The organism is Rhizobium sp. RCC_161_2, from assembly GCF_041355235.1.
GTDB lineage: Bacteria > Pseudomonadota > Alphaproteobacteria > Rhizobiales > Rhizobiaceae > Rhizobium.
In genome coordinates, this window is sequence record NZ_JBFUPL010000022.1 from 1 (window position 1) to 22,862 (window position 22,862).

At 59.5% G+C, this 22,862-nt stretch carries 25 protein-coding genes and 1 pseudogene; 8 read left to right on the forward strand and 18 right to left on the reverse strand.

The genetic code is table 11. From position 1 onward, the window contains the following. A partial coding sequence (locus tag AB6803_RS31160; RefSeq protein WP_371112475.1) for an AraC family transcriptional regulator occupies positions 1 to 655 on the forward strand: 655 nt, incomplete at its 5' end. A gap of 210 nt (positions 656 to 865) precedes the next feature. Here AB6803_RS31160 and AB6803_RS31165 read toward each other — a convergent pair. The 4 genes from AB6803_RS31165 to AB6803_RS31180 all read right to left on the reverse strand — a co-directional run bounded on the left by AB6803_RS31165 (position 866) and on the right by AB6803_RS31180 (position 4,522). Continuing rightward, positions 866 to 1,978, reverse strand: a complete 1,113-nt coding sequence (locus AB6803_RS31165; protein ID WP_371112476.1) for an alpha/beta hydrolase — start codon at positions 1,976 to 1,978, stop codon at positions 866 to 868. A gap of 73 nt (positions 1,979 to 2,051) precedes the next feature. Then, the gene (locus AB6803_RS31170; RefSeq protein ID WP_371112477.1) at positions 2,052 to 2,798 is read right to left on the reverse strand and encodes a DUF4405 domain-containing protein; all 747 of its coding nucleotides are present in this window, start codon (positions 2,796 to 2,798) and stop codon (positions 2,052 to 2,054) included. A 39-nt stretch (positions 2,799 to 2,837) separates the two neighbouring features. Then, positions 2,838 to 3,308 (reverse strand): cytochrome P460 family protein, encoded by a 471-nt coding sequence (locus tag AB6803_RS31175; protein ID WP_371112478.1) that lies wholly within the window; start codon positions 3,306 to 3,308, stop codon positions 2,838 to 2,840. Between the two features lie 149 nt (positions 3,309 to 3,457). After that, positions 3,458 to 4,522 (reverse strand): NAD(P)-dependent alcohol dehydrogenase, encoded by a 1,065-nt coding sequence (locus AB6803_RS31180; RefSeq protein ID WP_371112479.1) that lies wholly within the window; start codon positions 4,520 to 4,522, stop codon positions 3,458 to 3,460. A 104-nt stretch (positions 4,523 to 4,626) separates the two neighbouring features. Between AB6803_RS31180 and AB6803_RS31185 the strand changes: the two genes are divergently transcribed. Further along, entirely contained in the window at positions 4,627 to 5,520 is an 894-nt protein-coding gene (locus tag AB6803_RS31185) for a LysR family transcriptional regulator (RefSeq protein WP_371112480.1), read from the forward strand. A 73-nt stretch (positions 5,521 to 5,593) separates the two neighbouring features. Here the strand turns inward: AB6803_RS31185 and AB6803_RS31190 are convergent, their stop codons facing one another. From AB6803_RS31190 to AB6803_RS31200, 3 genes are read right to left on the reverse strand one after another with little or no spacing between them, the layout of a single operon-like run. Then, the gene (locus tag AB6803_RS31190; RefSeq protein WP_371112481.1) at positions 5,594 to 6,313 is read right to left on the reverse strand and encodes an NAD(P)-dependent oxidoreductase; all 720 of its coding nucleotides are present in this window, start codon (positions 6,311 to 6,313) and stop codon (positions 5,594 to 5,596) included. Next, the gene (locus AB6803_RS31195; RefSeq protein WP_371112482.1) at positions 6,297 to 7,043 is read right to left on the reverse strand and encodes an SDR family NAD(P)-dependent oxidoreductase; all 747 of its coding nucleotides are present in this window, start codon (positions 7,041 to 7,043) and stop codon (positions 6,297 to 6,299) included. Before AB6803_RS31195 ends, AB6803_RS31190 begins: the two co-directional genes overlap by 17 nt. Before the next feature lie 38 nt (positions 7,044 to 7,081). Next, positions 7,082 to 7,474 (reverse strand): DoxX family protein, encoded by a 393-nt coding sequence (locus AB6803_RS31200; RefSeq protein WP_371112483.1) that lies wholly within the window; start codon positions 7,472 to 7,474, stop codon positions 7,082 to 7,084. A 155-nt stretch (positions 7,475 to 7,629) separates the two neighbouring features. Here AB6803_RS31200 and AB6803_RS31205 point away from each other — a divergent pair, with 155 nt between their 5' ends. The 3 genes from AB6803_RS31205 (at position 7,630) to AB6803_RS31215 (ending at position 10,155) form a co-directional block, all read left to right on the forward strand. Beyond that, positions 7,630 to 8,010, forward strand: a complete 381-nt coding sequence (locus tag AB6803_RS31205) for a winged helix-turn-helix transcriptional regulator (protein ID WP_371112484.1) — start codon at positions 7,630 to 7,632, stop codon at positions 8,008 to 8,010. 463 nt (positions 8,011 to 8,473) lie between these two features. Continuing rightward, on the forward strand, positions 8,474 to 9,298 hold the full coding sequence (locus AB6803_RS31210; RefSeq protein WP_371112530.1) for a type IV toxin-antitoxin system AbiEi family antitoxin: 825 nt from the start codon (positions 8,474 to 8,476) through the stop codon (positions 9,296 to 9,298). After that, positions 9,295 to 10,155: a nucleotidyl transferase AbiEii/AbiGii toxin family protein gene (locus AB6803_RS31215; RefSeq protein ID WP_371112485.1), complete on the forward strand. Its 861-nt coding sequence runs from the start codon at positions 9,295 to 9,297 to the stop codon at positions 10,153 to 10,155. The genes AB6803_RS31210 and AB6803_RS31215 overlap by 4 nt, the downstream gene beginning before the upstream one ends. 150 nt (positions 10,156 to 10,305) lie before the next feature. On the opposite strand, the gene AB6803_RS31220 is transcribed toward AB6803_RS31215, so the two are convergent. Beyond that, positions 10,306 to 10,515, reverse strand: coding sequence for a helix-turn-helix transcriptional regulator (locus AB6803_RS31220; protein WP_152094942.1), 210 nt, complete (start codon positions 10,513 to 10,515; stop codon positions 10,306 to 10,308). 147 nt (positions 10,516 to 10,662) lie between these two features. On the opposite strand from AB6803_RS31220, the gene AB6803_RS31225 reads away from it, so the two are divergent. After that, complete coding sequence (locus AB6803_RS31225) at positions 10,663 to 11,787, forward strand: hypothetical protein (RefSeq protein ID WP_371112486.1); 1,125 nt, start codon at positions 10,663 to 10,665, stop codon at positions 11,785 to 11,787. Between the two features lie 108 nt (positions 11,788 to 11,895). On the opposite strand, the gene AB6803_RS31230 is transcribed toward AB6803_RS31225, so the two are convergent. From AB6803_RS31230 to AB6803_RS31260, 7 genes are all read right to left on the reverse strand, one after another. Next, the gene (locus AB6803_RS31230) at positions 11,896 to 12,432 is read right to left on the reverse strand and encodes a DUF924 family protein (protein WP_371112487.1); all 537 of its coding nucleotides are present in this window, start codon (positions 12,430 to 12,432) and stop codon (positions 11,896 to 11,898) included. A gap of 11 nt (positions 12,433 to 12,443) precedes the next feature. Continuing rightward, positions 12,444 to 13,658: a low temperature requirement protein A gene (locus tag AB6803_RS31235; protein ID WP_371112488.1), complete on the reverse strand. Its 1,215-nt coding sequence runs from the start codon at positions 13,656 to 13,658 to the stop codon at positions 12,444 to 12,446. Between the two features lie 15 nt (positions 13,659 to 13,673). After that, complete coding sequence (locus AB6803_RS31240) at positions 13,674 to 13,943, reverse strand: hypothetical protein (protein WP_371112489.1); 270 nt, start codon at positions 13,941 to 13,943, stop codon at positions 13,674 to 13,676. A gap of 86 nt (positions 13,944 to 14,029) precedes the next feature. Beyond that, positions 14,030 to 14,764, reverse strand: coding sequence for a mechanosensitive ion channel family protein (locus tag AB6803_RS31245; RefSeq protein WP_371112490.1), 735 nt, complete (start codon positions 14,762 to 14,764; stop codon positions 14,030 to 14,032). Then, complete coding sequence (locus AB6803_RS31250; protein ID WP_371112491.1) at positions 14,755 to 16,296, reverse strand: hypothetical protein; 1,542 nt, start codon at positions 16,294 to 16,296, stop codon at positions 14,755 to 14,757. Before AB6803_RS31250 ends, AB6803_RS31245 begins: the two co-directional genes overlap by 10 nt. Continuing rightward, positions 16,293 to 17,669 carry an aldehyde dehydrogenase family protein gene (locus AB6803_RS31255; protein ID WP_371112492.1) on the reverse strand — a complete coding sequence of 459 codons (1,377 nt, stop codon included), beginning with the start codon at positions 17,667 to 17,669 and terminating at the stop codon, positions 16,293 to 16,295. Before AB6803_RS31255 ends, AB6803_RS31250 begins: the two co-directional genes overlap by 4 nt. A 67-nt stretch (positions 17,670 to 17,736) precedes the next feature. Continuing rightward, positions 17,737 to 18,510 (reverse strand): SDR family oxidoreductase, encoded by a 774-nt coding sequence (locus tag AB6803_RS31260; protein ID WP_371112493.1) that lies wholly within the window; start codon positions 18,508 to 18,510, stop codon positions 17,737 to 17,739. A gap of 141 nt (positions 18,511 to 18,651) precedes the next feature. Between AB6803_RS31260 and AB6803_RS31265 the strand changes: the two genes are divergently transcribed. After that, positions 18,652 to 19,551 (forward strand): LysR family transcriptional regulator, encoded by a 900-nt coding sequence (locus AB6803_RS31265; RefSeq protein WP_371112494.1) that lies wholly within the window; start codon positions 18,652 to 18,654, stop codon positions 19,549 to 19,551. 75 nt (positions 19,552 to 19,626) lie between these two features. Continuing rightward, a pseudogene (locus tag AB6803_RS31270) lies at positions 19,627 to 20,458 on the forward strand (transposase). Between the two features lie 126 nt (positions 20,459 to 20,584). Here the strand turns inward: AB6803_RS31270 and AB6803_RS31275 are convergent. The 3 genes from AB6803_RS31275 to AB6803_RS31285 form a co-directional block, all read right to left on the reverse strand. Beyond that, the gene (locus AB6803_RS31275) at positions 20,585 to 21,421 is read right to left on the reverse strand and encodes an alpha/beta fold hydrolase (protein ID WP_371112495.1); all 837 of its coding nucleotides are present in this window, start codon (positions 21,419 to 21,421) and stop codon (positions 20,585 to 20,587) included. Positions 21,422 to 21,563: 142 nt separating this feature from the next. Beyond that, positions 21,564 to 22,085, reverse strand: coding sequence for a heme-binding protein (locus tag AB6803_RS31280; protein WP_371112496.1), 522 nt, complete (start codon positions 22,083 to 22,085; stop codon positions 21,564 to 21,566). Positions 22,086 to 22,150: 65 nt separating this feature from the next. After that, positions 22,151 to 22,849, reverse strand: coding sequence for a type 1 glutamine amidotransferase domain-containing protein (locus AB6803_RS31285; protein WP_371112497.1), 699 nt, complete (start codon positions 22,847 to 22,849; stop codon positions 22,151 to 22,153). Positions 22,850 to 22,862: the final 13 nt, after the last annotated feature.

The following is a 22,862-nucleotide window of genomic DNA, read 5'->3' on the forward strand; positions in this document are numbered from 1 at the left end:
GTTCGTCAGCTCAAACTTCATCTTGCTGATGCGATGGCGTCGGGAGGCGTTGTGTTTGAAAGGCATCGTTGCAAAGACCGGTTATTGCGATTGCCGACCACGTACGCCAATGCAATTAACGATCCGCGCACCAACGCCTATCGGCATGGAAACCAGTGCCGGTGAGCATGGTTCAGGGTTTCTCGTCGATCGCCTGGTCAACACCCTGTTCGTGCAGGCGCTACGTGCGCTGTGCAGCAACGACACCGGCAAGACAAGCTGCTGGCTTGCAGGCCTCGGTGATCGTCGACTGGCGCGCACGATCCACGCTGTCCACTCTGATCTCGCCCGCCGGTGGACCGTCGAAGACATGGCACAGGAGGCCGGGCTTTCGCGTTCGAGCTTTGCGGCGCTGTTCAAATCGGTGGTCGGTGAAGCGCCGCTGGATTACCTCACGGGCTGGCGCGTCTACCGTGTCAAGATGCTGCTGACCGGAACGGACGAAAGCCTCCTGCGCATCGCCAACCTGGTCGGTTACGACAGCGACTTGTCACTGAGCCGGGTGTTCAAGCGCAGAACCGGGGTTGCGCCGGGGAGATGGCGGCAGATGATGAAATACAAGGGCACGGTTCATCTGGAACGTGCCCCGGTCGATGCAGAACTGGAAGTTGCGTGATCACATGTCGTTGCACCGGGATAGTTCACAGAAGGCCTGAAGGATTTTCCAGGTAAGTTAGTAGAGTGACTCTGTCACAGCGTCTGACCAGTGGAGAAAACAGCATTGTGTTCAAATATTCCTAGGCGCCTTGAGCGGAATCGAGCGCGCGGCCGAAAAACGAAGAGCCGGACCGACAACGCGGCCCGGACCTGTGGTTTGCCCGAAGGCTTACGCCGAAAGATGCTGGTCGAAGAATGACTTCAGCTTGTCGAACGGTATGAGGGTCACCCGGTCGTAAAGATCGACGTGCCCCGCTCCCTTCACCCAATGGAGTTCCTTCGGCTCAGCCGCCTTCGAATACGCCAGTTCGCTGAACTCCTTGGAGTGCGCCTTGTCACCGGCAATGAATAGCAGCGGTCGCGGGGACACAGTATCAAGGTTCTCGAGTGGATAGAAGTTCACGAACTTGACGTTGGTTATGACGGTGGGCATGGTGCTCGTCTTCGGCGATGCATAGGCTGGCGTGACCTCGCCGCGCGGCGTGCGATAGAAATCGTAGAACTCGTCGCCGATCGCATTGCCCGTGCGTTCGATCGGCGCCCCTGCGGTATAGCGGACCGCACCACCAGTGGTTTCGACAATGCGCTGCTCGGCAGCTTCGGCGAGGAACGCCTGGAACTGCTCCGCCGTTTGGGTGCCGCCCAGGCCCTTCCGGTACAGGGTGCCGTGGTCGTACATGCTCACAGTAGCGATCGCCTTCAGGCGCGGGTCGATTTTGGCGGCGCTCAGCGCGAAAGCGCCGCTGCCGCAGATACCGATTACGCCGATGCGGTCGCGGTTAACGAAGGCAAGCGAGCTGAGGTAATCGGCAGCAGCACTGTAGGCCTCAGCGTAGAAATCCGGGGAGACGGCCTGGCGTGGCTGCCCGTCGCTTTCGCCCCAGAATGGCAGATCGATAGCAACCGTGACAAAGCCTTGCTCGGCCATCTTGGCAGCGTAGAGATTGGCGCTCTGTTCCTTTACCGCTCCCATCGGATGGCTGACGATGATCGCGGGATTCTTCGCGCTGCGATCGAGATCGTTCGGAATATGCAAGTTCCCCACCACGTTGGTCTGATAGGCGGTCTTGAAGGTTACCTTTTCGAACGTTGCCTTGTCGCTCTTGTAGAAGTTATCAGCACCGTTGGACATGTCTTGAGCCTCTGTGTTTGAGATGTTGAAGAATGAGGTGATGCCGAGGGCAGTTATGCCGGCGGCGGTGGCTTTGAGGAGATGGCGTCTTGTTGCATCAAGCGATGCACCGTTGCCTGATCCGGTCACGGGATATTCGTCGTTGGCCATGTGAGATCCTTTGTTTGTTGTCATGCGTGAGGAACGTGAAGGTGATCCGCCGAAGCAGACTTCCATGTCCTGGTCATTCGCGTTGAGTTGATGCAGAGGGTTGGCGAGTAAAACCCCGCACCAGCGGGCTGTCTTCCAACGACCGGCCCTTCTTCCGCCCAAGCCGCCATCCCCACATCAGGTAGTGGGTCGCGATGACGGGCAGAGAAACGACACCAGCCCAGTAACCGAAGAACGGCGCCACCGACGCGGTAAAGTCCCAGAACTCGAGGCTGTAAGTGAAGGTGAGCTTGCCCCAGACGCCCAGCACCGTCCAACTCCAAAGGCTAAAGACTGCGAGCGTCAGTGCCAGGGCCCGAAACAGCCAGGTGCGCACCTGACTGGCGGCGGCAAGACCCAGCTTCACCCGCGTGAGGGCCATCACGCGGGCCCAATGGAGCCCGAGATGGATGCCCACGATGATCATTACCCAATAGGCGGCGAACCAATGGATATCCCTGAACATCATGCTGTCAGGGATCGGCAGCGTCACGAAGACGGACTTTGAGATCGCCACGCTGGTGACCAGCAGAACCACCATGTTGGCGATGAGGACGAGGTGAAGAGCGACCGTTGCCAGGCGAAGCGCGTCATAGCCGCCGCGGAGCAGATTTCGGAACCAGACGCGATTCACGTTGATGTGCCAGGCCAGAAGCGCGAACAGCACGATGCCGAACAGCTCATGCGCCAGGTTATCAAGCCACCAGTAGGCCAGCGAGAGCAGCAGAGCGATTGCCATGGAGCCGGGCAAGGCGAGGCGTTGAACTATGGGTGAATTCATCTCGACCTGTCTCCCTCTATGGGGCAGCGCGTGCTGCACCTACTTAAAATTCAGAGCGTCGTTGAACGTGAACATGAACTGCCGGTCCCGATTGCTGCGCTGATGGCAGGCGTAGCACTGGGCTGTATTCTCATCGGCCTTGATCGAGCGATCCGGCCAGAACCACTGGAATTGCCAGTCATCGACACCTTCGCCCGTCTTCTGCGACACCAGGTAGCGATAGAGGACCTCGCTCTGGTAGTCGACCAGAACCATATGCGTGCCGACTGGAACCGGTTGGCTGGCCTTTATGGCATCGAGAGCTGCCCGACTTGTAAGAATGTGCTCTCGCGTTTGACCGCGACGCACTGTGGTGTAGTGCACAAGCTGGTCGAGCGGCGGAAACGTCACCGCATTTGATTCCGCGTGCGCCGGAACAGCCCTCTCGCCGTCCGTCAGGACTAGGGCAACCGTCAAGAATGCCGCGGCTGTCAATGGCACGAGACCCCACCGCCAAGCTTGTCTTTTCATATGTCCGCTCTTCCAATTTTGGACGAAAAGCCTGACCGCGAACGCTGAGCTCTTCAGCGCGCTGCACAAGGCAGCCAGCGGGTTCATGCTGATAATCGAGGTCAAAAAGATATCCGGCGCCGAGGGCGGAAAACCCAGTCGAAATGCGATCAGACTGCGTCGGATTGTGGTTTGGTCAGCGTTGCCATGTCGATGACGAAGCGATACCGAACGTCGGACCGTTCCAGCCGCTCAAACGCCTCATTGATCTGATCCATGCGGATCATTTCGACTTCCGGCAGGATGTTCTTCCGCGCGCAGAAATCGAGCGTTTCCTGGGTTTGGGCGATGCCGGCGATCGCCGAACCGGCAACCCGTCGGCGGCCAAGCAGCAGCGGAATGCTGTTCATTTCTGCCAGCGGGCCGATCTGGCCGACAACGCAGAGCGTACCGTCGACATCGAGCAGCGGAATGTATGGATCGATCTCGTGCTTGGCGGGAACGGTGTCGATGATCAGATCGAAGGTGGAGGCTGCCTCTTCCATCGCCTTCGGATCGCTCGACACCAGAAACGTGTCGGCACCAAGCTCTCGGGCATCGGCGGCCTTCTCCGGGGTGCGGCTCATGACCGTGACGCGGGCGCCCATCGCGGCGGCCAGCTTGATTGCCATATGACCAAGGCCACCCATTCCGATGACCCCGACGCGACTACCTGGGCCGATGTTCCAGGTGCGAAGGGGCGAGTAGGTGGTAGCACCTGCGCAGAGCAGCGGCCCGGCCTTGGCTAGGTCGAGGCCTTCGGGGACCTGTAGCACGAACTCTTGGCGGACGACGATGTGCTTGGAATAGCCGCCCCAGGTTGGCTCACCGGAGATGCGGTCCACACCGGCAAAGGTCTGAGTGTTGCCCTCGCGGCAGAGCTGCTCCTCACCCTTGCGGCACTGGTCGCAATGCTGACAGCTGTCGACCATTGTGCCAACGGCAACGTGGTCGCCCACCTTGTGGCGCGTCACGTCCAAGCCGACATCGATCACCCGGCCGACGATCTCGTGACCAACGACAATCGGATAGTTCGTCCAGCCCCAGTCGTTGCGGGCAGTGTGAAGATCCGAGTGGCAGACCCCGCAATAGAGGATCTCGATGACGACATCATTGGCCCGAGGGGCGCGTCGCTCAAAGGAGAACGGTTCCAGGGGCTCGTCGGCCGACGTGGCAGCAAAGGCATAGGTTTTCATGTCGGATTCTTCCTCGGGGTTTCATCTTGATGCGGAGACTACACCGAGTGGATTGACACGATTAGCCACTGGAAATCGTTTGAGCTTATGAGTATGGTTCACGAATGTATCTCGACTATCTGTCCGATCTCAGCATCTTCAAAGCCGTCGCCGAAGAGCGAAGCTTCACCCGTGCCGCCGTCCATTTCGGCATATCGCAGTCGGCGCTCAGCCACCGGATGCGGCGGCTGGAGACGCAGCTCGGGGTAAGGTTGCTTACGCGGACGACCCGCAATGTGGCTCCGACACAGGCGGGGGAGCGGCTGCTCAATACGCTCGTCCCTGCCCTGAGCAAGATCGATGGCGAGCTGACGTCGCTGAACGAGCTTCGCGACAGGCCGTCCGGCACAATCAGGATCACCACCTCGAAACACGCGGGACAGAGCATCCTGTGGCCAAAGCTCGCGAAGGTGTTGACTGATTATCCAGATGTTCACGTCGAACTGAGCCTCGACAGCGGCCTTGCCGATGTCGTCTCGGACCGCTTCGACGCCGGCGTACGACTTGGCGAAGCGCTGGAGAAGGATATGATTGCCATCAGGATCAGTCCCGACCAGCGCATGGCAGTCGTCGGTGCGCCATCATACTTCGAGAGCCATCCACTTCCGCAGACGCCGCAGGATCTGGCGGAACACCGATGCATCAATCAGCGACGGATAACGTCTGGCGGTCTCTATATCTGGGAGCTGGAAAAGAATGGTCGCGAGGTTCGCGTCCGTGTCGACGGACAACTCGTCTTCAATGACGACGACATGATCGTTCAGGCCGCGCTCGACGGCGGCGGCCTGGCCTTCGTCATGGAAAGCTATGTCAACCACCCACTCGCGGAAGGCCGGCTTGTGCGTGTTCTGGAGGATTGGTGCCAACCATTTGCCGGCTATCACCTGTACTACCCAAGCCGCTACCAGCCCTCTGCCGCATTCAAACTCATTGTCGACACGCTACGCTATCGCGGTTGAGATCCAGGCCAACGGAAGACCTCGCTGCACTTGTCAGCGAGTTCATAAGCACGCAGGCCGCTCCGGATGCGCTTTACCGCGTACTGATACCAGGCGCCTGACGAGTGTATGCCCGGCTTTCGATTTGGTCGAACATAAACGCCGCGACGTCCTTGCGGGAGACGGTCAGGGAGTGCCTGGTATACCCGTATAGTCCAACATTCAGTTCGCTGGCTGCGGCGCGGCTGTTTAGAAACGCCACACGAACCATTGTCCATTCCAGCTCCGAAGCCCGGATCGCTTGCGCCAGGTTGACGATATCGTCATAGGTGCTGCGCATCAGATATTTGATAAGCATTGCAGGAAGGTCGATTTTCCAATCGAACGCATCGCCAGGATCTGGGGCCGTGCCGGTGGAAATGGCGACCAGACGATTGACGTCCTCGTCTTTCATCGCGGAGATGATGGCTTGCGTGGCCCGCGTGATTGGTAAATCTTTCGGATGCGGCAAGGTCGTCGGCCCGAGTGCTGACAGAACAGCCGTTGAGCCGCGAACGGCATCTCGAAGAAGATCCACATTGCTGAGATCCCCATGGACCACACGGACCCTTTTGTCCGCAAAGGACCTGCTCCGCCGGGCAAAGACGGTTGCCTCGAAACCGCGCGCCAATGCCTCGTCTATCATGAATTTGCCGGTTTTCCCGGTGGCGCCAAACAGCGCTACTTTCATATTGCACCTGTGCATTTTTTTCTCGGTTGGATCGGCGCGGCTTTCGCCCCGCCCGCGCAACAAATGTTCATCGTGCGCTGTCAATAATCGCACCGCCATCAGGGGTCAGGCTGTAGCCGGTGATGAACCGGGAATCAGCACTCGCAAGGAAGAGCACGACCGGGGCGATGTCGTCTTCCGGCGAGCCGAAGCGACCGAGCGCGTTTACCGGCGGAGGCACTTCTTTTTCTGCGGCACCCCACGTGTCAGCGATCGGCAAAACATTGTTGACGGTGATGTTGTCTGCACCCCATTCGCGTGCCGCCGTTCGGGTCAGCGCACGCACCGCCTCCTTGGCCATATTGTACGGACCGTAGCCGACCAGCCCTATGGTTCCCGCCATGGAGCCGAAATTGATGACCCGGCCTTCCCCGCATTGCTTGAGGTGGGGATAGCAAGCCTGCATGAAACGGAGATAGGCAACGGGGCCGGTATCGAAGTTGCGCTGCAACTGGTCGACCGACAGGTCGAGGATCGATGACAAGACGGCCGAACCATCGAAGGCATTGTTCACCAAAATGTCGATCCGCCCGTACCTAGAAACGACCTCGTCGACTGCGGCCGTGATCTGGTCGGCTTTGCTGACGTCGCACTGAACGCCAATCGCCTCGCCGCCGGCTTCGACAATACCTGCAACGACCCTGTCGACGTCGTCGGAAGTCCTCGAAAGAACCGCAACCTTTGCGCCCTCAGCGGCAAAGAGGTTTGCGGTTGCGCGACCGATGCCGCGGCTCGCGCCGGTGACGATCGCGACTTTTCCTTGCAGTCTGTTCATTATGGTCTCCATCGTTGTGGGGGGGAAGCGCGGCGATGTCAAAGCACCACGGCCTGGAAATAGGGGGACGGCATATTTCGCGCGTCGTTCTGCGTGGCGAACGACATGACGAGAAGAACAAGGCCGACGATGGCGGGCAACGCCTCGAGCGGCTTGCGAACGCCGAGATGCGCAAACGCCGCCAGGATCAGGTGAAACAACATTCCGGCATAGGCGAGATCGCTGAGCGGCACGCTGACGCGTGACAGGATAGCAAGCGGGCCGAGGATTTTGACGACGATCAGGAATGGGACAAGATAGGCCACGTGATAGCCGAGCTCACCAAGCGCCTGCCGGACCCAGCTTCCCTTGAAAAGGTACATGGTCGCCGATGTCAGGTAGAGCAAGGAAAGAAGCGCCGTGCTGATCCAGTATGCGTAGTATTCAGTCATAAATACACCCTTGCCGCTGGTAGGCCAGCAGCATCCTAATTTTCGAACCTTTGGTTTGTGGGATGAGACGATTTTGAGGTCCCTGCCCGATGTGTGAACCGAAAATGTCGTGTAAGGTTGATACTTGCAAGTAGGATGAATTAATTGTGGCTAGTATGGAAAAGCAGACCATGACTGATGAAGAGATCAATATGCATGAGGAAATGCGTCGCGCCTTCGCCCTGCTGTCCGGCAAGTGGAAGCTGGAAATCATGTGGTTGCTCAATCAGCGGGTCTACAGGTTCGGCGAGCTGCGAAAGGCCATTCCCGGCATCACCCAACACATGCTGACAGCGCAACTACGGGAGCTCGAAGGCGACGGGCTCGTGACGCGAACGGTTTTTGCGGAAGTCCCCCCGCGCGTGGAATATGAAATTACAGACAAGGCGCGCGGACTCGGTCCCACGATGGAAGCGCTGACCGCCTGGTGGAGCCAATACGGAAAGAGCGTTCCGGTGAAACCAAGCGTGCGGGGGCGGAAAGCAAAGGATGTCTGACATCCCCACCCCGTTCAACAGGCGTCGGGCGCGCCGGGAAGCTGATCGAAGCGAGCCCTGCGGCTCTGACCTAGTTCATCTTCGCCTTTATGGGATCCGAACCGCCGACCCTGTCGTACAAGCAGCATATATTTGTGCAAATTTTTATGAGCGGTACAGTAACTTGTGCTCCAGGATTGCCGATCTGGAGCCTAGAACGGACTGATAGGTTTGCTTTTTCAAGACTGACTAAGCGCCATGGTTTGCAGGCCTGTTTGAATGACTACTTCTAACCTAACTGAGCACCTAAACAGTGAGAAAATTCAAAAAAATGGCAGCGGCTATCTGGCCTGGCGGCTGGCATGGGTGGCGACAGCGTCCATGAGTCATATCGAATTTTCCGCAGTAAGAGCGGAGTTTCGAGAATGATTCGCTCGCAGCGTCATATTGATTTTTCCGCATTAATAGCGGATAAGGAGATATGATGCAAACTGGACGATCGACACTATCTTCCTATGCTTTTGGTCTGCTAGCTACGGGCCGGGGAGTTTTCTCTGCAGACGAGGCCCAGCAGGAGATCGGCATCAGCCGGGGAGCATTCCTTGACGCCGCCGAGCGCTTGCAGCGGCGCGGCCAGCTTATCCGGCCCCGTCGCGGTTTCTATGTGGTTGTGCCGCCTCAGCACGCCGTCATGGGAGCGCCGCCTCCGGAATGGTATATCGACGCCCTGATGCGCCACGAAAGACGACCCTACTATGTGGGATTGCTGACGGCCGCAGCCGCCCATGGCGCCTCCCACCAGGCCACCATGGAATTTCAGGTCGTCACGAACAAACTCCTGCCCGATATTGAGGCTGGGCGAACGCGGATCGTGTTTTCATACCGCAAGGATATGGGAGCGGTATCGGCAGGAATCGAAGACCGCAAGACCCCTTCGGGATATATGAAGTTATCCTCGCCGGAACTGACAGCGTTCGACCTGGTACGCTATCCGCATTCCGGGGCTGGTCTGGACAATATTGCTACGGTGCTTTCCGAACTTGCCGAGCGATTGCAACCCAAAAAGCTTGCCTCCCTGTCGCGTGCTTTCGAAAAAGCGGTCGCACAACGCCTCGGATATCTGCTTGGAAGGCTGGCGCACTCGCAGATAGCGGAAACGATGTTTGCAGCGCTATCTGCTCGTGGGCCGTTGCCATGGGTCGAACTCGATCCTAGGCAGGCCGGAGATCCAGATCTGTCGCCGCCGCAATCCGAACGCGATGAACACTGGCATGTGATCGTTCGCCGGCCGCCGGAGATCGACGAATGATACCGCAGGACTACATCACGGCCTGGAACGGCGTAGTGCCATGGACAAGTCAACGGCAGGTCGAGCAGGATCTCATCATCAGCCGCGCGATTGTCGCCATCTTCTCCGATCCGTTCCTGCGCGACGAACTTCGCTTCCGCGGCGGCACTGCGCTCAACAAGCTGCATTTCCCCAAGCCGCTGCGCTATTCGGAAGACATCGACCTTGTGAGGACGACTGCCGGTCCTATCCGCCCGTTACTGGAGCATCTTCAGGACGTTCTCGATCCGTGGCTGGGCAAGCCGCGTTTCGATCAAAGCCCGGTTGCGCCCAAACTTAAATACGCTGTCGAAGCCGAAGACAAGGCTTCTCCCGGTCCGATAAAACTCAAGATCGAAATCAACACGCGCGAGCGTGAAGCTTACGATCCACCCATCGAGATTCCGTTTGGCGTCAAAAATCCATGGTTCACCGGAACGGCTGCAATCCCGACCTTCTCTCGGGAAGAAATGCTGGCGACCAAGCTGCGTGCCTTGCTTCAACGCAACAAGGGTCGCGATCTGTTCGACCTTGACTACGCGCTCGGAGTGTTCGAGGGGCTGAACTCGGCCAGGATCGTCGAGTGTTTTCTCCTCTACCTTGAAAAAGGAGAGGTAGCGATTTCCAGAGCCGAGGCGCAGCAGCGCATGTTCCAGAAACTCGTCGATCCGGGCTTCTTCACTGACATGAGCCCGCTGCTTCCAACAGATCTCGCCAAGGCTCTGACAGGAGAAACGCTTAAGGCCGCGTTTTCTAGGGTAATGAAGGAACTGATCGACCGGATGCCCGGCGACGAGTGGGCGAAGGCGGTGGAAATGCGAAAACGGTTTGGGCTGTAAACCAGCTTAAAGCGTCGGAATAGCAAAGCTTACTATTTGCCAGCTTAGTTTGTTCGTCGCATCTTCGGCCCACAGACGCCGATCCGAGTGGCAGTTTTCTCCGCTTCCGGATTTGCCCAGGGCAATGCTACCGACACCACCCGCGCCAGTTCAATCTCTTGGTTTGGAAAAGCGGACACCGACGCCGCCACCATTCTCGGGAATAAACTCGATGCCAGCGGCCTCGAATGCTTTTCGAATGGCCTCCAACGTAGCGGCGTACCCCGGGCGACCGGCCTCGATCCGGGTTACAGTGGCCGCCGTAATGTTGGCCCGGCTTGCCAAATCGCGAACGCCCCACTTCAGAGCAGCCCGCGCCATTCGAATTTGATCGGCAGTCAACATTATAACCTTGACATAATCCTGGTATGATTCAAACTATCCGCGATAGGTTTTAAACGGCCATGCAGGTTGCTTGCGACAACCTACATGGCCTGACCACAATTCAAGCTTCAGGGAGCTCGGATCATGGCTGATTCTGAGAATAGCAGAACTTTGCCTGCAATTTCGCGCGGAAAAGAAAAACGTGAGCACGGGACGTGCGAAGGCCTGCCTCCAACCATCGATCGCCGAAACCTGCTTTCCGTCGCCGCGCACCAGCTAAGCGCACTGATCGCGGAAACTCCGCAGCGAAGGGAGAGTGGTCCTACGCCCGTCAGAGAAATGTGGCCTCGCTGGTATGCATGCCATCTGCAACGCGTCAGGGCCGCCCGGCTTAGGGAAAAGATCGAGATGGAATTGCTCAACGAGGCTGGGGGTCTTCCGGCCGTGATGCTGCCGACTGTCGGAGAGGATGACGCGGTCGAGGTTCACTCTTTTGCCGAAATCAATCGAATAGCCTCTCAGTTAAATGCCAAACACCTGTCTCAGGCGCGAGCCGAGCTTCGTCGGCGCCGGAAACGATGGAAAGAAGCGGATCGGCGTTTGGGATACAGCGCGTTCGTCGCCCGAGAACAAGAACTCGCGGAACGGGCTGGGATATCCGGGCGTGTCATGTGGATCACACGGCCCTCTTCGCTGACCGAAGTCACCGCAAAGCTCCATTGCCTGATCGTCATGCACGATCCCGGCCTGAAGCTCAAAGCTGCACCGTGGCCCGAGCTTCGGACAATGCTGAAGGATCTTATTCGCATTCTGGAGAAATGCCGGCCGAAATCACGCAATGGACCTCCATGCGATGGCAACTCAGTGAGTGTGCGAGACACCCTAAACTTGGCGACGCAGTACCAGGGTGCAGCCAACAGGCTCGGCAAGGGCTTGGCTAAGCCCAACCAGCTTCCGCGGCGGCTTCTGGCACTCCATGCGATGGAGCTCTATTTGAATGCATTTTTACTTGCTAAAGGCGTGGACCCGAGGAAGATCGCCGGCCTTCGGCATGATCTCGGCGAGCAGGCGCAAATTGCATCGGAAGCTGGCCTCCTGCTGCGAAAGCGTACGATGGCGCATCTGGTAATCCTGTCCGAAAGCGATGAGTATCACGTCATCAGATATGCTCCAAACCGTGCTTCCAAGCTGTCGCAGATGAACCGCGTCATGGCGACTCTCGATGAGCTCTCACTAAAAGTGCGAATGATGTTGCGGATGAGCGTTTGAATCTAATGCGGGATAGGCATTGCCGCGGTCGATCTGTCATTGAGAAAGCCAAATACAACTCATGAATGAATTAGCGACAGCCGGAGTTATCTTGCCATCTAGCAGGTTTCATATGCTATTTGGGCAGCCCGAGACCGTTGGGAGACGGCCGGGACATGACGTGCGGATGATGTCGCGGTTTCCCTCGGCATGTTCCAGCCAGGGTTGGCCCAACTCAGCGTTGAGCTTTACCGAAATGTCCTGATCGCCGATGTCCTCCGAATGCGCGAAGGGCAGGCAGAAGAACAGGCGCAGGTCGGGTTCAACTTGGTCGCTGTATCCCGCTGCGAGCGCCTGGTGGGCAAAGTGGCGCGCGAGCGGATCGGTCGCGTACATGTGGCCGGTGCGGCGAAAGGCGTTGCGGGGAAACTGGTCGAGGAGGATGAGGAGCGCCAGCCCATCGGAGGGCGTATCCATCCAGTCGTCATGCCGGCGCGCAGCGGCCTCCATGTGGAGATCGAGGAAGCGGTCGCGAAAGGTGCGATCGAAGCCTGCATGCTTGTCGAACCAGTGGCCCGAGGAAGCCTTCCAGAACGCCACGACGTCCTGGGGCTTGTGCCGATGCCCGCCCGGTCGCGGCAAGGGCAACATCTCGAGAGCCTTCATCGGGCGGATCCTCAATGCTTCGCCTTTTGAGGCGTGCCCGCCTCCCGCCGCTGACGGACCAGCCGGCCTTCCCAGAAGCCCACGGCGAGCATAACGATCGTCGTCAGCCAGCCCATGATCAGCAGATCGACGCTGTAGGCGACCGGGATCAGGAGAAGCAGCGCCACGACGCCCGCCATATGAGATGCCGGCACCACACCATAGACCGCTTTCTCGTAGGCGGCACTGCCCAGCAGATAGATCGCCGGTCCACCGCAAAGGATCAGGGCATAGGCGGTCTTGAGCGGATCATGGGGGTGCGCCAGCACGAGATCGTTGCCGACTGCGGTCGCGATGATCCCGCCGACCAGAATGGCGTGGACATAGTGGAAATAGGCGCCGATGCGGCCAGGATCGTCTGAATGCATAATAGCGTCGGTTGCATCCTTGCTCGACGTGCCGAAATAAAGCCACCACATGGCCAGCGTGCCAAAGAAGGTTGCAAGCAGCGCCGAGAGGATCGGAACGTCCCAGACCTCACTGCGCGTCATCGTCGCCCCGGTGGCAAGCAAAGTCTCGCCCAGAGCCACGATTACAAAAAGCTGGCAGCGTTCGGCGAGATGGCCGCCCTCGATCGTCCAGTCGCTCGTTCTGGAGCGGCCGAGTCCCGGCAGCGTAAATCCGAACATCGGCGAGACGTATTCGCAGACGATCGCGACCGTCCACAGGACCATGTGTGCTTCATGCCCGACGAAGGCGCCGGCGATCCAGAACACGGCTGAGATCGAGACCCACCCGAGCATGCGCCGGTAGTTGGCCGCAAGCGGATGATCGGAGCCTAGTTCCCAGACGACATAGGCGGTGCGCCCGACCTGGATCGCGACATAGGCGAGTGCGAATATCCACCCGCGCTGGCCAAAGGCGCCGGGGATCGCCGAGGCCATGACGAGGCCCGCGAGCATGACGGCGAAGATCAGGCCGCGGAGGCGCGGCGTCTCCGGGTCGAACCAGTTGGTGACCCAGCAGGTATATTGCCAGCCGAGCCAGACCGCGAACCAGAGGATCAGCGTCTCGATGACGCCCGTCACGTTGAGATTGGTCAGCAGCTTTTGGCTGAGCTGCGTCACCGCGAAGACATAGACAAGGTCGAAGAACAGTTCCTCGAACGTCACCCGGGCGTGGTGGCCGTCGCGGCGGCGCAGCAGCGGGTGATGATCAAGCGCGTCGGTAGCGGAGCTATCGGTCATGGACGTTCCAACGTATCAGGAGCGGGCGAATTGCCAAATGGCGATGGCCGCGATAACGGCCGGCACGGCGAAGACGATCGCCAGGATGGGCAGCTCCTGCGCGACCGTGTAGCCGGCCTTATTGACACCGACCCAGAGGTTGGTTGCCGGTGCGACAAGCCAGACGGGAATGAAGACCTTCGCCGCGCTCGCGAGCGCTGGCGTCGAGCCGCCCCAGAGCTGGCCGAACAGCAGGAAGACGCCAAGCAGGACGACCCCGCCGACGATCACCATCAGCATATGCATTTGTTTCTATCTCCTGATTGCCTGCGTTTCGTTAGATAAGCCGTATCTCTTCGGGTAGATTATTGTGCCGAACAACGGCACACTTGTCATGTTGCGGCGGGTGCGTTCGCCGCCGCTACCTCCGGTGGACGTAATGGCACCGCCGCCGCTGCAGCATCTGCCGCCGTGCCGGTACCGGAACGAACGGTAACGGCGTTGGAAGCAAGTGAGAGCCCTGCGGCCTTGAAGGCCGAAAGCAGCCGTTTCATGCCCTCGCGCTTCAGTATGCCCGGATTGCCGGGACGAGACGTAAACTTGAACCGAACGACCATCGACGTTTCCGTGACGGTCTCAATCCCCTGCATTTTGAGCGGCACCAGAAACTCGGACCCAAACTCCGGATCTTCCAGCATGGCGAGCCCGACCTTCTTGGCGGTCTTGCGGATCAGCTCAGCATCGGCGTCTCGCTCGAAGCGTAGTTCGAATTTGCTCGTGCCCCAGTCACGACTGTAGTTGGTCACCGACCCGATCTGGCCGAAGGGGATGGTATGAACGGGGCCATTATGATGGCGTAATCGGATGGACCGCAGCGAGATGTGTTCCACGGTACCCATCAGCCCACCTGTGTCGATATACTCGCCAATTCGAAACGCATCGTCGGCAATAAAAAAAATGCCGGACACCACATCCTTGACCAGCGTCTGCGAGCCGAAGGACAGCGCCAGGCCGAGAACACCAAAGCCTGCAAGCAGCGGCGCGACATTGATGCCGGTGGACGACAGCACCAGCAGAGCGGCAATGGCGAGTACCGCACCCAGCGTCAGATTGCGGATCACGGGCATGACCGTGTACATCCGGCTCGCCGGTTGCTTGTGCACTTCGTCATCTTCCTGCCCCGGGAGGTGATGGCAGGCGGTGGTGCGATCATATCGAAATACCGCCACAGGCCACTGCACAGCGTCCAGCTTGCAACGACCGCGAGACCGAGGCGTTCGAGCCAGACAAACCAGCCGGTCACCGCAGCCGTTTCGCCAGACATAAGCGGTTGCCAGAGCGCAGCGATCAGACGCAATCCGATCAACCAAACCGAGCCCGAGACAGCCGTGCGAAGTCCCCACAGAAGTGTCGACTGTAGTCCAGGCTCACGGTCGCCGGCAAAATGTCCGAGAAGCGACCATGCTCCCAGCGCAACAAGGGGAACTGCGATCAGAACGATCTGCGTTGTTCCCGCCGCAAAACTCCACGCGGCGCTGTTGGGCGTTCCTGCGACAATAAAGCCAGCGAACCAGATCGCCAGCGCGGAAACCGCGTAGAAATCGGGCAGGATATTTCCTGCCGTCCTTCGGACAACGCCTGCATTCGTTCCGGTAAATGCGTTTCTGATATCGCGCCGCCCTGCGATAAACCACCAGAGTTTCAGCAACGTCAGAATGGTGGCGCCGATCAGAAACCAACCTTCGATTGCACCCTTGTCCAGGGCGCGCGCATCGGCGAGCCTGACAGTTTCTCCCACGAACGAGCCGATGGTGCCGTAGGCAGTCAGCAGAGCAAGATGCCAACGCGGTCGCGCAATTCTGATGAGCGTTTCGCCATCAGAAAACTGTGCGAGGAAAATCCTTCCAAACGCTGTATAAAGCGCCGTCACTGTGGCGATAGTCACCAGGCCAGCTGCAATCTGAAAGGACAGCGCTCCGTGTCCCAGTAAAAAGTGCAGGCAAAAGCGGGCGACCGCGACCAGAATTCCCACCGATACCAGATCCAAAGCAAAGCGGACGATGGCAACTTTCATTCGTCCGGGAAGGGCCAGCCGACCCCCGCGCGGACCGAATTTGTCTGGAACAATGCGTCGGAACAAATAGGCGCCGAGTACTCCCGACGCGCTTGCGAGAACGGCAGTCCCAAAGACGGCAAAGCCACTTCGTCCTTCGACAGCGAGTGCCCTTTCGGTATCTGAGAAAACCTCTTCGATGGCTGGCAACCCGTTGAGAGCCAACTTCGCTCCCCGCACGAAAGCCCCAGAAACTCCGCTCAGGGGTCCGAACACCGGTTCTATATCGACCGTAGAAATCGGGGCGATGGCCTCCGGAGCAGCGCTTTCCGTTGCATCTCGCCATTCGATCGACCGTCCAGTTTGCGCGGCGGTCGCGAGAACGCGACCGATCTCCGCATCGCTGTGTCCCTGCAGCAGAATAACGGTGATCGCCTTTTCCTGTGCGAATGCACCTGATACTGCCAATAGGAGCATGATCGTGCCTGCAAGAGCCAGGAGGATGGCTTTCAAGCCCGCTTCGCGGCTTTGCGATATCGCCGCCCGTTGATCGTCTCCCGAGATATTTCTGGTCGCTACGGCAGACTGTGCCCGTTCTGTGATCATGAAAACACGCTGAGATTCTTCGCGATATCCTTGCCGGCATAGGGCGGAAAGACATCGAGCTCGAGATCGGGATTGCCGATCAGCATGGCCTTGGTGTTGCTGAGCGCATCGAAGCCGGCCTTGCCGTAATATTTGCCCATGCCGCTGTTGCCGACGCCGCCGAACGGCAGGCTGTCGATCCAGCAATGCAGGTTGGTCTGGTTGACGCAGCCGCCGCCGAACGAAAGCGATCCGAGGATATAGTCGATCGTCGCCTGGTCCTTGCTGAAGATGTAGGCGGCGAGTGGCTTCGGCTTACGCTTTATGATCCCGACGATCTGCTTGAGATCGCTGTAGGCCATGATCGGCAGCACCGGACCGAACACCTCCTGCTGCAACGCCGGATCGTCCCAGGTCGAGGGGTAGAGCAGCGTCGGCTCGACATAGCGCGCCTTCACGTCATAGCGCCCGCCATGGACGACCTTTTCTGGCAGGATGTAGGAGGCGACGCGTTCGGCGTCGTGCTCTGAGATCATTCGCGCAAAGTCCGGGCTTTGGCTCGGATCCTCGCCATACATCTTGACGATGGAGGCCTTGAGCTTCTCCATGAAGGTGTCAGCGACGCTTTCATGGACATAGACGTAGCCCGGAGCGATGCACCATTGGCCCGAGATTGCATTGTGGCCCCAGGCGATGCGGTCGGCGGCGATATCGAGATTGGCGGTGGCGTCGACGATGGTCGGGTTCTGGCCGCCGAGTTCTAGAATGACCGGCGTCAGGTTCTCGGCCGCCGCGCGCATTACCACCTTGCCGACGGCGGACGACCCGGTGAAGAAGATGAAGTCGAAGGGCAGCGCCAGGAGTTCGCCGATCACTTCGCGCCCGCCGGTGACGACCGTGACGTTCTCGGGATCAAAATATTGCGGGATGAGCTTGGCGAACAGCGCCGCCGTCGCCGGTGTCGTGTTGGCGGGCTTGAGGATCACCGGATTGCCGGCGGCGAGTGCTGCGATCGCCGGATCGAGCAGCAGCAGGATCGGCGCGTTGAACGGGCCGATCACCAGTGTCACACCATAGGGCTCTTTGTAGATCACGCCCCTGTTGCCAGTGGCTTCCAGGCCGGCGGGGATCGGCGCCGGCTGCGGCGCCATCAGGTCGCGCAGGTTCTCCCGGTAGTATTTGATCACCCCGCTCGGCACGGTGATCTCGAACAACTGCTCGAAAGGCGGCTTGCCGAAGTCCTGATAGAGCGCCGCGCACCAGGCCTCTTTATTGTCGGTGAGCATGCGCTCCATGCGGTCGAGCTGATCGATCCGCCAAGCATGGCTCTTGGTGGCGTCGCTGAGGAAATGCTCACGCTGGACGTCGAACAGAGACTGGAATCGGTTGGTCATGGCGGGACTCCCGGAATGGCGACAAGCTGAAGCAGAAGGGGCCGGGCTGACTCCGGCCTTCTTTCCTTCACTTGGTCGTGTAGCCGCCGTTGACGAGAATGGTCTGGCCGGTCATCCACCAGCCGTCCGAGACGAGGAAACGAATGAAGGGGACGATGTCCTCGATATCCGTGAGGCCGGTCTTGGAGAAGTTCGACAGCGCCGCCGCCGTCTTGTGATAGGCGACCGCATCGGCGCCTTCTGCCGGATAGAAGAAGGGCGTGTCCATCGGGCCGGGACCGATCGCCGTCACCGAAATGCCGCGCTCGCCGAACTCTTTCGAGGCTGCCCGCGTAAAATGCTCGACCGGCGCCTTGGTGCCGGCATAGGCCGCATAGAAGGGCGTGTAGGCGCCGAGCAGCGATGTCACGACCGAGCAGATCTTCCCGTTGTCGTTGACGTTCTTGCCCGCCTCCTTGAGGAAGAAGAAGGCGCTCTTGGAGTTCACCGCGGTCATCTCGTCATATTCGGCTTCGGTGATCTCGACGATCGGCTTCTTCAGCACCTTGCCGACCGTACTGATGGCGATATCGGGCCTGCCGACAGCGGCAATCGCGTCAGCGAAGAGTTTTTCGACCGCGCTGGCGCTGGTCAAATCGGCCTGGAAGGCCACGGCCTCGGCGCCGGTGGCCTTGATCGCGGCGACGGTCTCGTCGGCATCGGCTTTGCTTCCGGCGCTATTGTAATGCACCGCTACCGCTTTGGCGCCCGCGCTTGCGAGATCGCGGGCTATCAGTCCGCCCAGGTTCTTCACGCCGCCGGCGATGAGAACGGCTTTGCCCTTGATGCTGTGGTCGGTCATGTGGCGTTCGCCTCCTTGGGTTGCCCGGCGGCCACCCGCGACCGCTTTCTACGGCGCACCATATCGTCTACGATTAGGCGATAAAGTCGATCATTTTAACATCACCTGTCAGGAATGACGGACAATCTACAGGGGCGCCACTTGGACCGTATCGATCTCTTCCGCACTTTCACCCGCGTCGTCGAATGCGCCAGCTTCACCCGCGCGGCCGATACGCTGGGGCTTCCACGGTCGTCGGTTTCGGCCGCAGTGATCGATCTCGAAGCGCGAGTCGGTGCCCGCCTGCTCCACCGCACCACTCGCAGGGTTTCTCCCACCCAAGACGGGGCGGCCTTTTACGAGCGCTGCTTGCGGCTGATCGCCGATGTCGAGGAGACCGAGGGCTTGTTCCGGCAGACATCGGTGGGGCCGAGCGGCAGTCTTCGCATCGACGTGCCAGGCCGGATCGGTCGCTTGATCATCGCGCCGGCCCTCTCGGAATTCCTCACGCGTCATCCTCAACTCGACATCGAGCTGCGCGTCACCGATCGGGCGGTCAACCTTGTCGAGGACAGCGTCGACTGCGTGCTGCGTGTTGGCCCTCTTGGAGATTCAGGCCTGATTGCCCGCAAGATTGGCGACCTCCCCCTGATCAACGTCGCCAGCCCCGATTATCTCTCCAGCTATGGCACGCCAGCCACGCCGGATGATCTCGCAGCGCATCTGGCCGTCAACTATGCCTCGCCATCGACCGGGCGTGTCGAGGATTGGGAGTGGATCGAGGATGGCGAGGTACGGACGATGCCAGTTCGTGGCCGCGTCACGGTCAACAGCGCTGAAGCCTATATCGCCTGCTGTCTCGCCGGGCTCGGGCTCATCCAGATCCCAGCCTATGATGTCAAAGCCCATCTCAACACAGGCGAGCTCGTCGAGGTGATGTCCGATCATCGGGCGGCAGCGATGCCGATGACGCTGCTCTATCCGCACCGTCAGCATCTTTCCCGCAGGCTGCAGATTTTTGCGGATTGGCTGGAGGAACTTCTGAAACGGGAAATACTGTGAATGGGCGTTGGGGCGCGGATCGTTAATGGCGTTGTCGTAGGCAATCGGCAATCACAATAACCGGTCTTCGTCACGATGACTTTCAAGCACAATGCCTCCCGCCGCCATCGCATTGGCAAGATGAAACTCAAGGTCACGAACTGGGCGGAATACGAGGCAGGCCTTCGTCGGCGCGGAAGTCTGACGCTTTCGATGACGCCGGAGGCACTGTCGTCCTGGCAGGCGCCGAAGCGGACGACGCGCGGCGGCCAGCCACGCTACTCCGATCTTGCGATTGAGACTTCGCTGACGCTGGGCCTTGTATTCGGCTTGGGGCTTCGGCAAACGGAGGGTCTTCTGATATCGGTGCTGAAGCTGATGAGCCTGGATCTCGCTGTTCCCGATCACACGATGCTGAGCCGCCGGGCAAGCAAGCGACGATTGCCGAACAAGCGGCGAGATCATCGCGCACGTCATGACCGACCAGGATGCCGGCGATGCCACGCAGGTGGAGGCGCTGCTCGACCAGATCGAAGGCCCTATCGGCGAGTTCACGGCCGATGGCGCTTATGACGGCAATCCAACCTATGACGCCGTCACCAGGCATAGCGCCGGCGCTGCGGTGGTCATCCCGCCACGCGCCAATGCAGTGGAAAGGCTAGACATCGATCTCTCCTGTCAACGAGACCGTCATATCGCGGCGATCAACGCCGATGGACGGATGAAATGGCAGGCCGCTACCGACTACGGCAAGCGATCTCTGGTCGAGACCGCGATCGGTCGTTACAAATCGATCATCGGACACCGGCTGCGAGCACGCTCATTCGCCGCACAACAGACGGAAGTCGCCATCGGCTGCACGGTCCTCAATAGAATGCTGGCATGCGCACGCCCGAAATCCGTCCGCTGCAAGACTGCAACGCCGTAGCAACAGCATCAAAGACTGGAATCCCTTCATTCATCGACCGATGCACCAACGCCGCGGACATCGGCTTTCAGGACAGGAACAGTTTATCGGGGCCGGAGGCGATGAGGCTTCGGCCCCATGTTTGGCCTAGGAGCGAACGAAGGCGAGAAGATCCGCATTCAAGACGTCGGCATTGACGGTGAGCATACCGTGGGAGAAGCCGGGATGGGTCTTGAGCGTGCCGTTCTTCAGGAGCCGGATCGACTTATGCGCAGAGTCTCCGATCGGTACGATCTGGTCGTCTTCACCGTGCAGCACCAGCGTCGGCACGGTGATTGCCTTCAGGTCTTCCGTCTGGTCAGTCTCGGAAAAAGCCTTGATGCCGTCGTAATGCGCTTTCGCACCACCCATCATGCCCTGGCGCCACCAATTCTGGATCACGCCTTCCTGAACTTTGGCCCCATCACGGTTGAAGCCGTAGAACGGCCCGGCTGGAACGTCGCGGAAGAACTGCGCCCGGTTCGCGGCAAGTGCTGCGCGGAAGCCGTCAAAAACTTCCATCGGCAGGCCGTCCGGATTCGCTGCCGTCTTCAGCATGAGCGGCGGCACCGCGGAAACGAGGACGGCCTTGGCTACACGGCCGGCCGGCTGGCCATGCTTTGCCACGTAACGGGCGACTTCGCCGCCGCCGGTGGAGTGGCCGATATGGACGGCGTTCTTCAGGTTCAGGTGCTCGACGACGGCGAAGGCGTCGGCGGCATAATGATCCATGTCGTGACCGTCGGCGACCTGAGCCGAGCGCCCGTGGCCGCGGCGATCGTGGGCGACGACCCGGTAGCCGTTGGCAAGGAAGAACAGCATCTGCGCATCCCAGTCGTCGGACGACAGCGGCCAGCCGTGGTGGAAGACGATCGGCTGAGCTTCCTTCGAACCCCAATCCTTGTAGAAGATTTCGACGCCATCTTTGGTGGTGATCTTGCTCATGATGTCAGTTCCTTTGATATGTGGTGCGGGGGTGGCCGCGCTGAGGTGTGATGAAGTTAGAACTAGGGCCGCCAATCCGGATCCAAGACCCAATGTCTGGCGACGGGTGAAGGTAAGACCGTCAGTTCCTACGATCCGCTCTCTAGGCTCGTGCATGGTTGTTTCCCTGTGTGCTGCCTGTTGTTTCAGGGGCCTTAGTGTTGTTGACGCTTGCGGCATCGCACGAGGCATTGGCATTGGTCAGGAGATCGCCCAGAATTTTTGCCCCGGCCTCTGCGATCGCAACATCTTCCGCGACGGTGCCGCCGCTGACGCCGATCGCGGCGATCGCTTGTCCCTGGAATTGGATAGGGATCCCTCCCCCGAACACGACGACGCGACCGTTATGAGAATGCTGAATTCCGAAGAGCTCCGCGCCCGGTTGAGCCAACTCACTCAGTCTCTCAGTCCCGTTGTTGAAGATCTGCGCGGTGAACGCTTTGTTGATGGCGAGCTCAACAGATCCGGAGATGGCTCCATCCAGGCGCTCGAAGGAAAGCAGGTGGCCGTCCTGCCCAATGACTGCGATCGAGCATGCAACTTTCAACGCGTTCGCCTTGGACTTTGATGTCTCGATCATTTCCCGGGCATGCGCAGCCGAGAGCGTTTGTTTAAGGCTGATCATATCGATATCCGATTTTCGGGTGGCCGACCGCCGTGTGTTGGCGGCCGTCCACGATGCTGAAATGATCAGGCTGCCCGGACCCGCGTCTGGCTCAAGACGGTGAGCAGAGCTTCGGCGGCCTCGCCGGAAGATCCCGGGTTCTGCCCGGTAATGAGCTGGCCATCCACGACCGTGTGGACGCCCCAGTCCTTTACCTTGGAGAAGACGGCTCCCTGGGCGATGAGCACGTCCTCGACCAGGAAGGGCACGACCTTGGTCAGACCAACACCTTCTTCTTCGGTGTTGGTGAAGCCGGTAAGGTAGCGACCCTGGACGAAGGGAGTGCCGTCGGCATTCTTGACGTGACGCAGCACGCCCGGAGCATGGCAGACCAGCGCGATGGTCTTGCCGGCGGCAATGAAGGATTCGATCAAGCGGATGGAGTTCGCGTCTTCAGCCAGATCCCACATCGGACCATGACCGCCGGGATAGAACACCGTGTCGAAGTCCTTCTGATCGACGCTGTCGAGGCGCACCGTCTGGGCGAGCTGTGCATTGGCGTCTGCATCAGCCTTAAAGCGAGCCGTCAGGTCGGTCTGGAACATCGGCTCGTCGCTCTTCGGGTCAAGCGGCGGCTGGCCGCCCTTTGGCGAAGCGAGCGTGATCTCGGCGCCAGCGTCCTTGAAGACATAATAGGGAGCTGCCAGCTCCTCGAGCCAGAAACCGGTCTTGCGGCCGGTGTCGCCGAGCGTGTCGTGCGAAGTCAGTACCATGAGAATTTTCATCGTCGTATCCTTT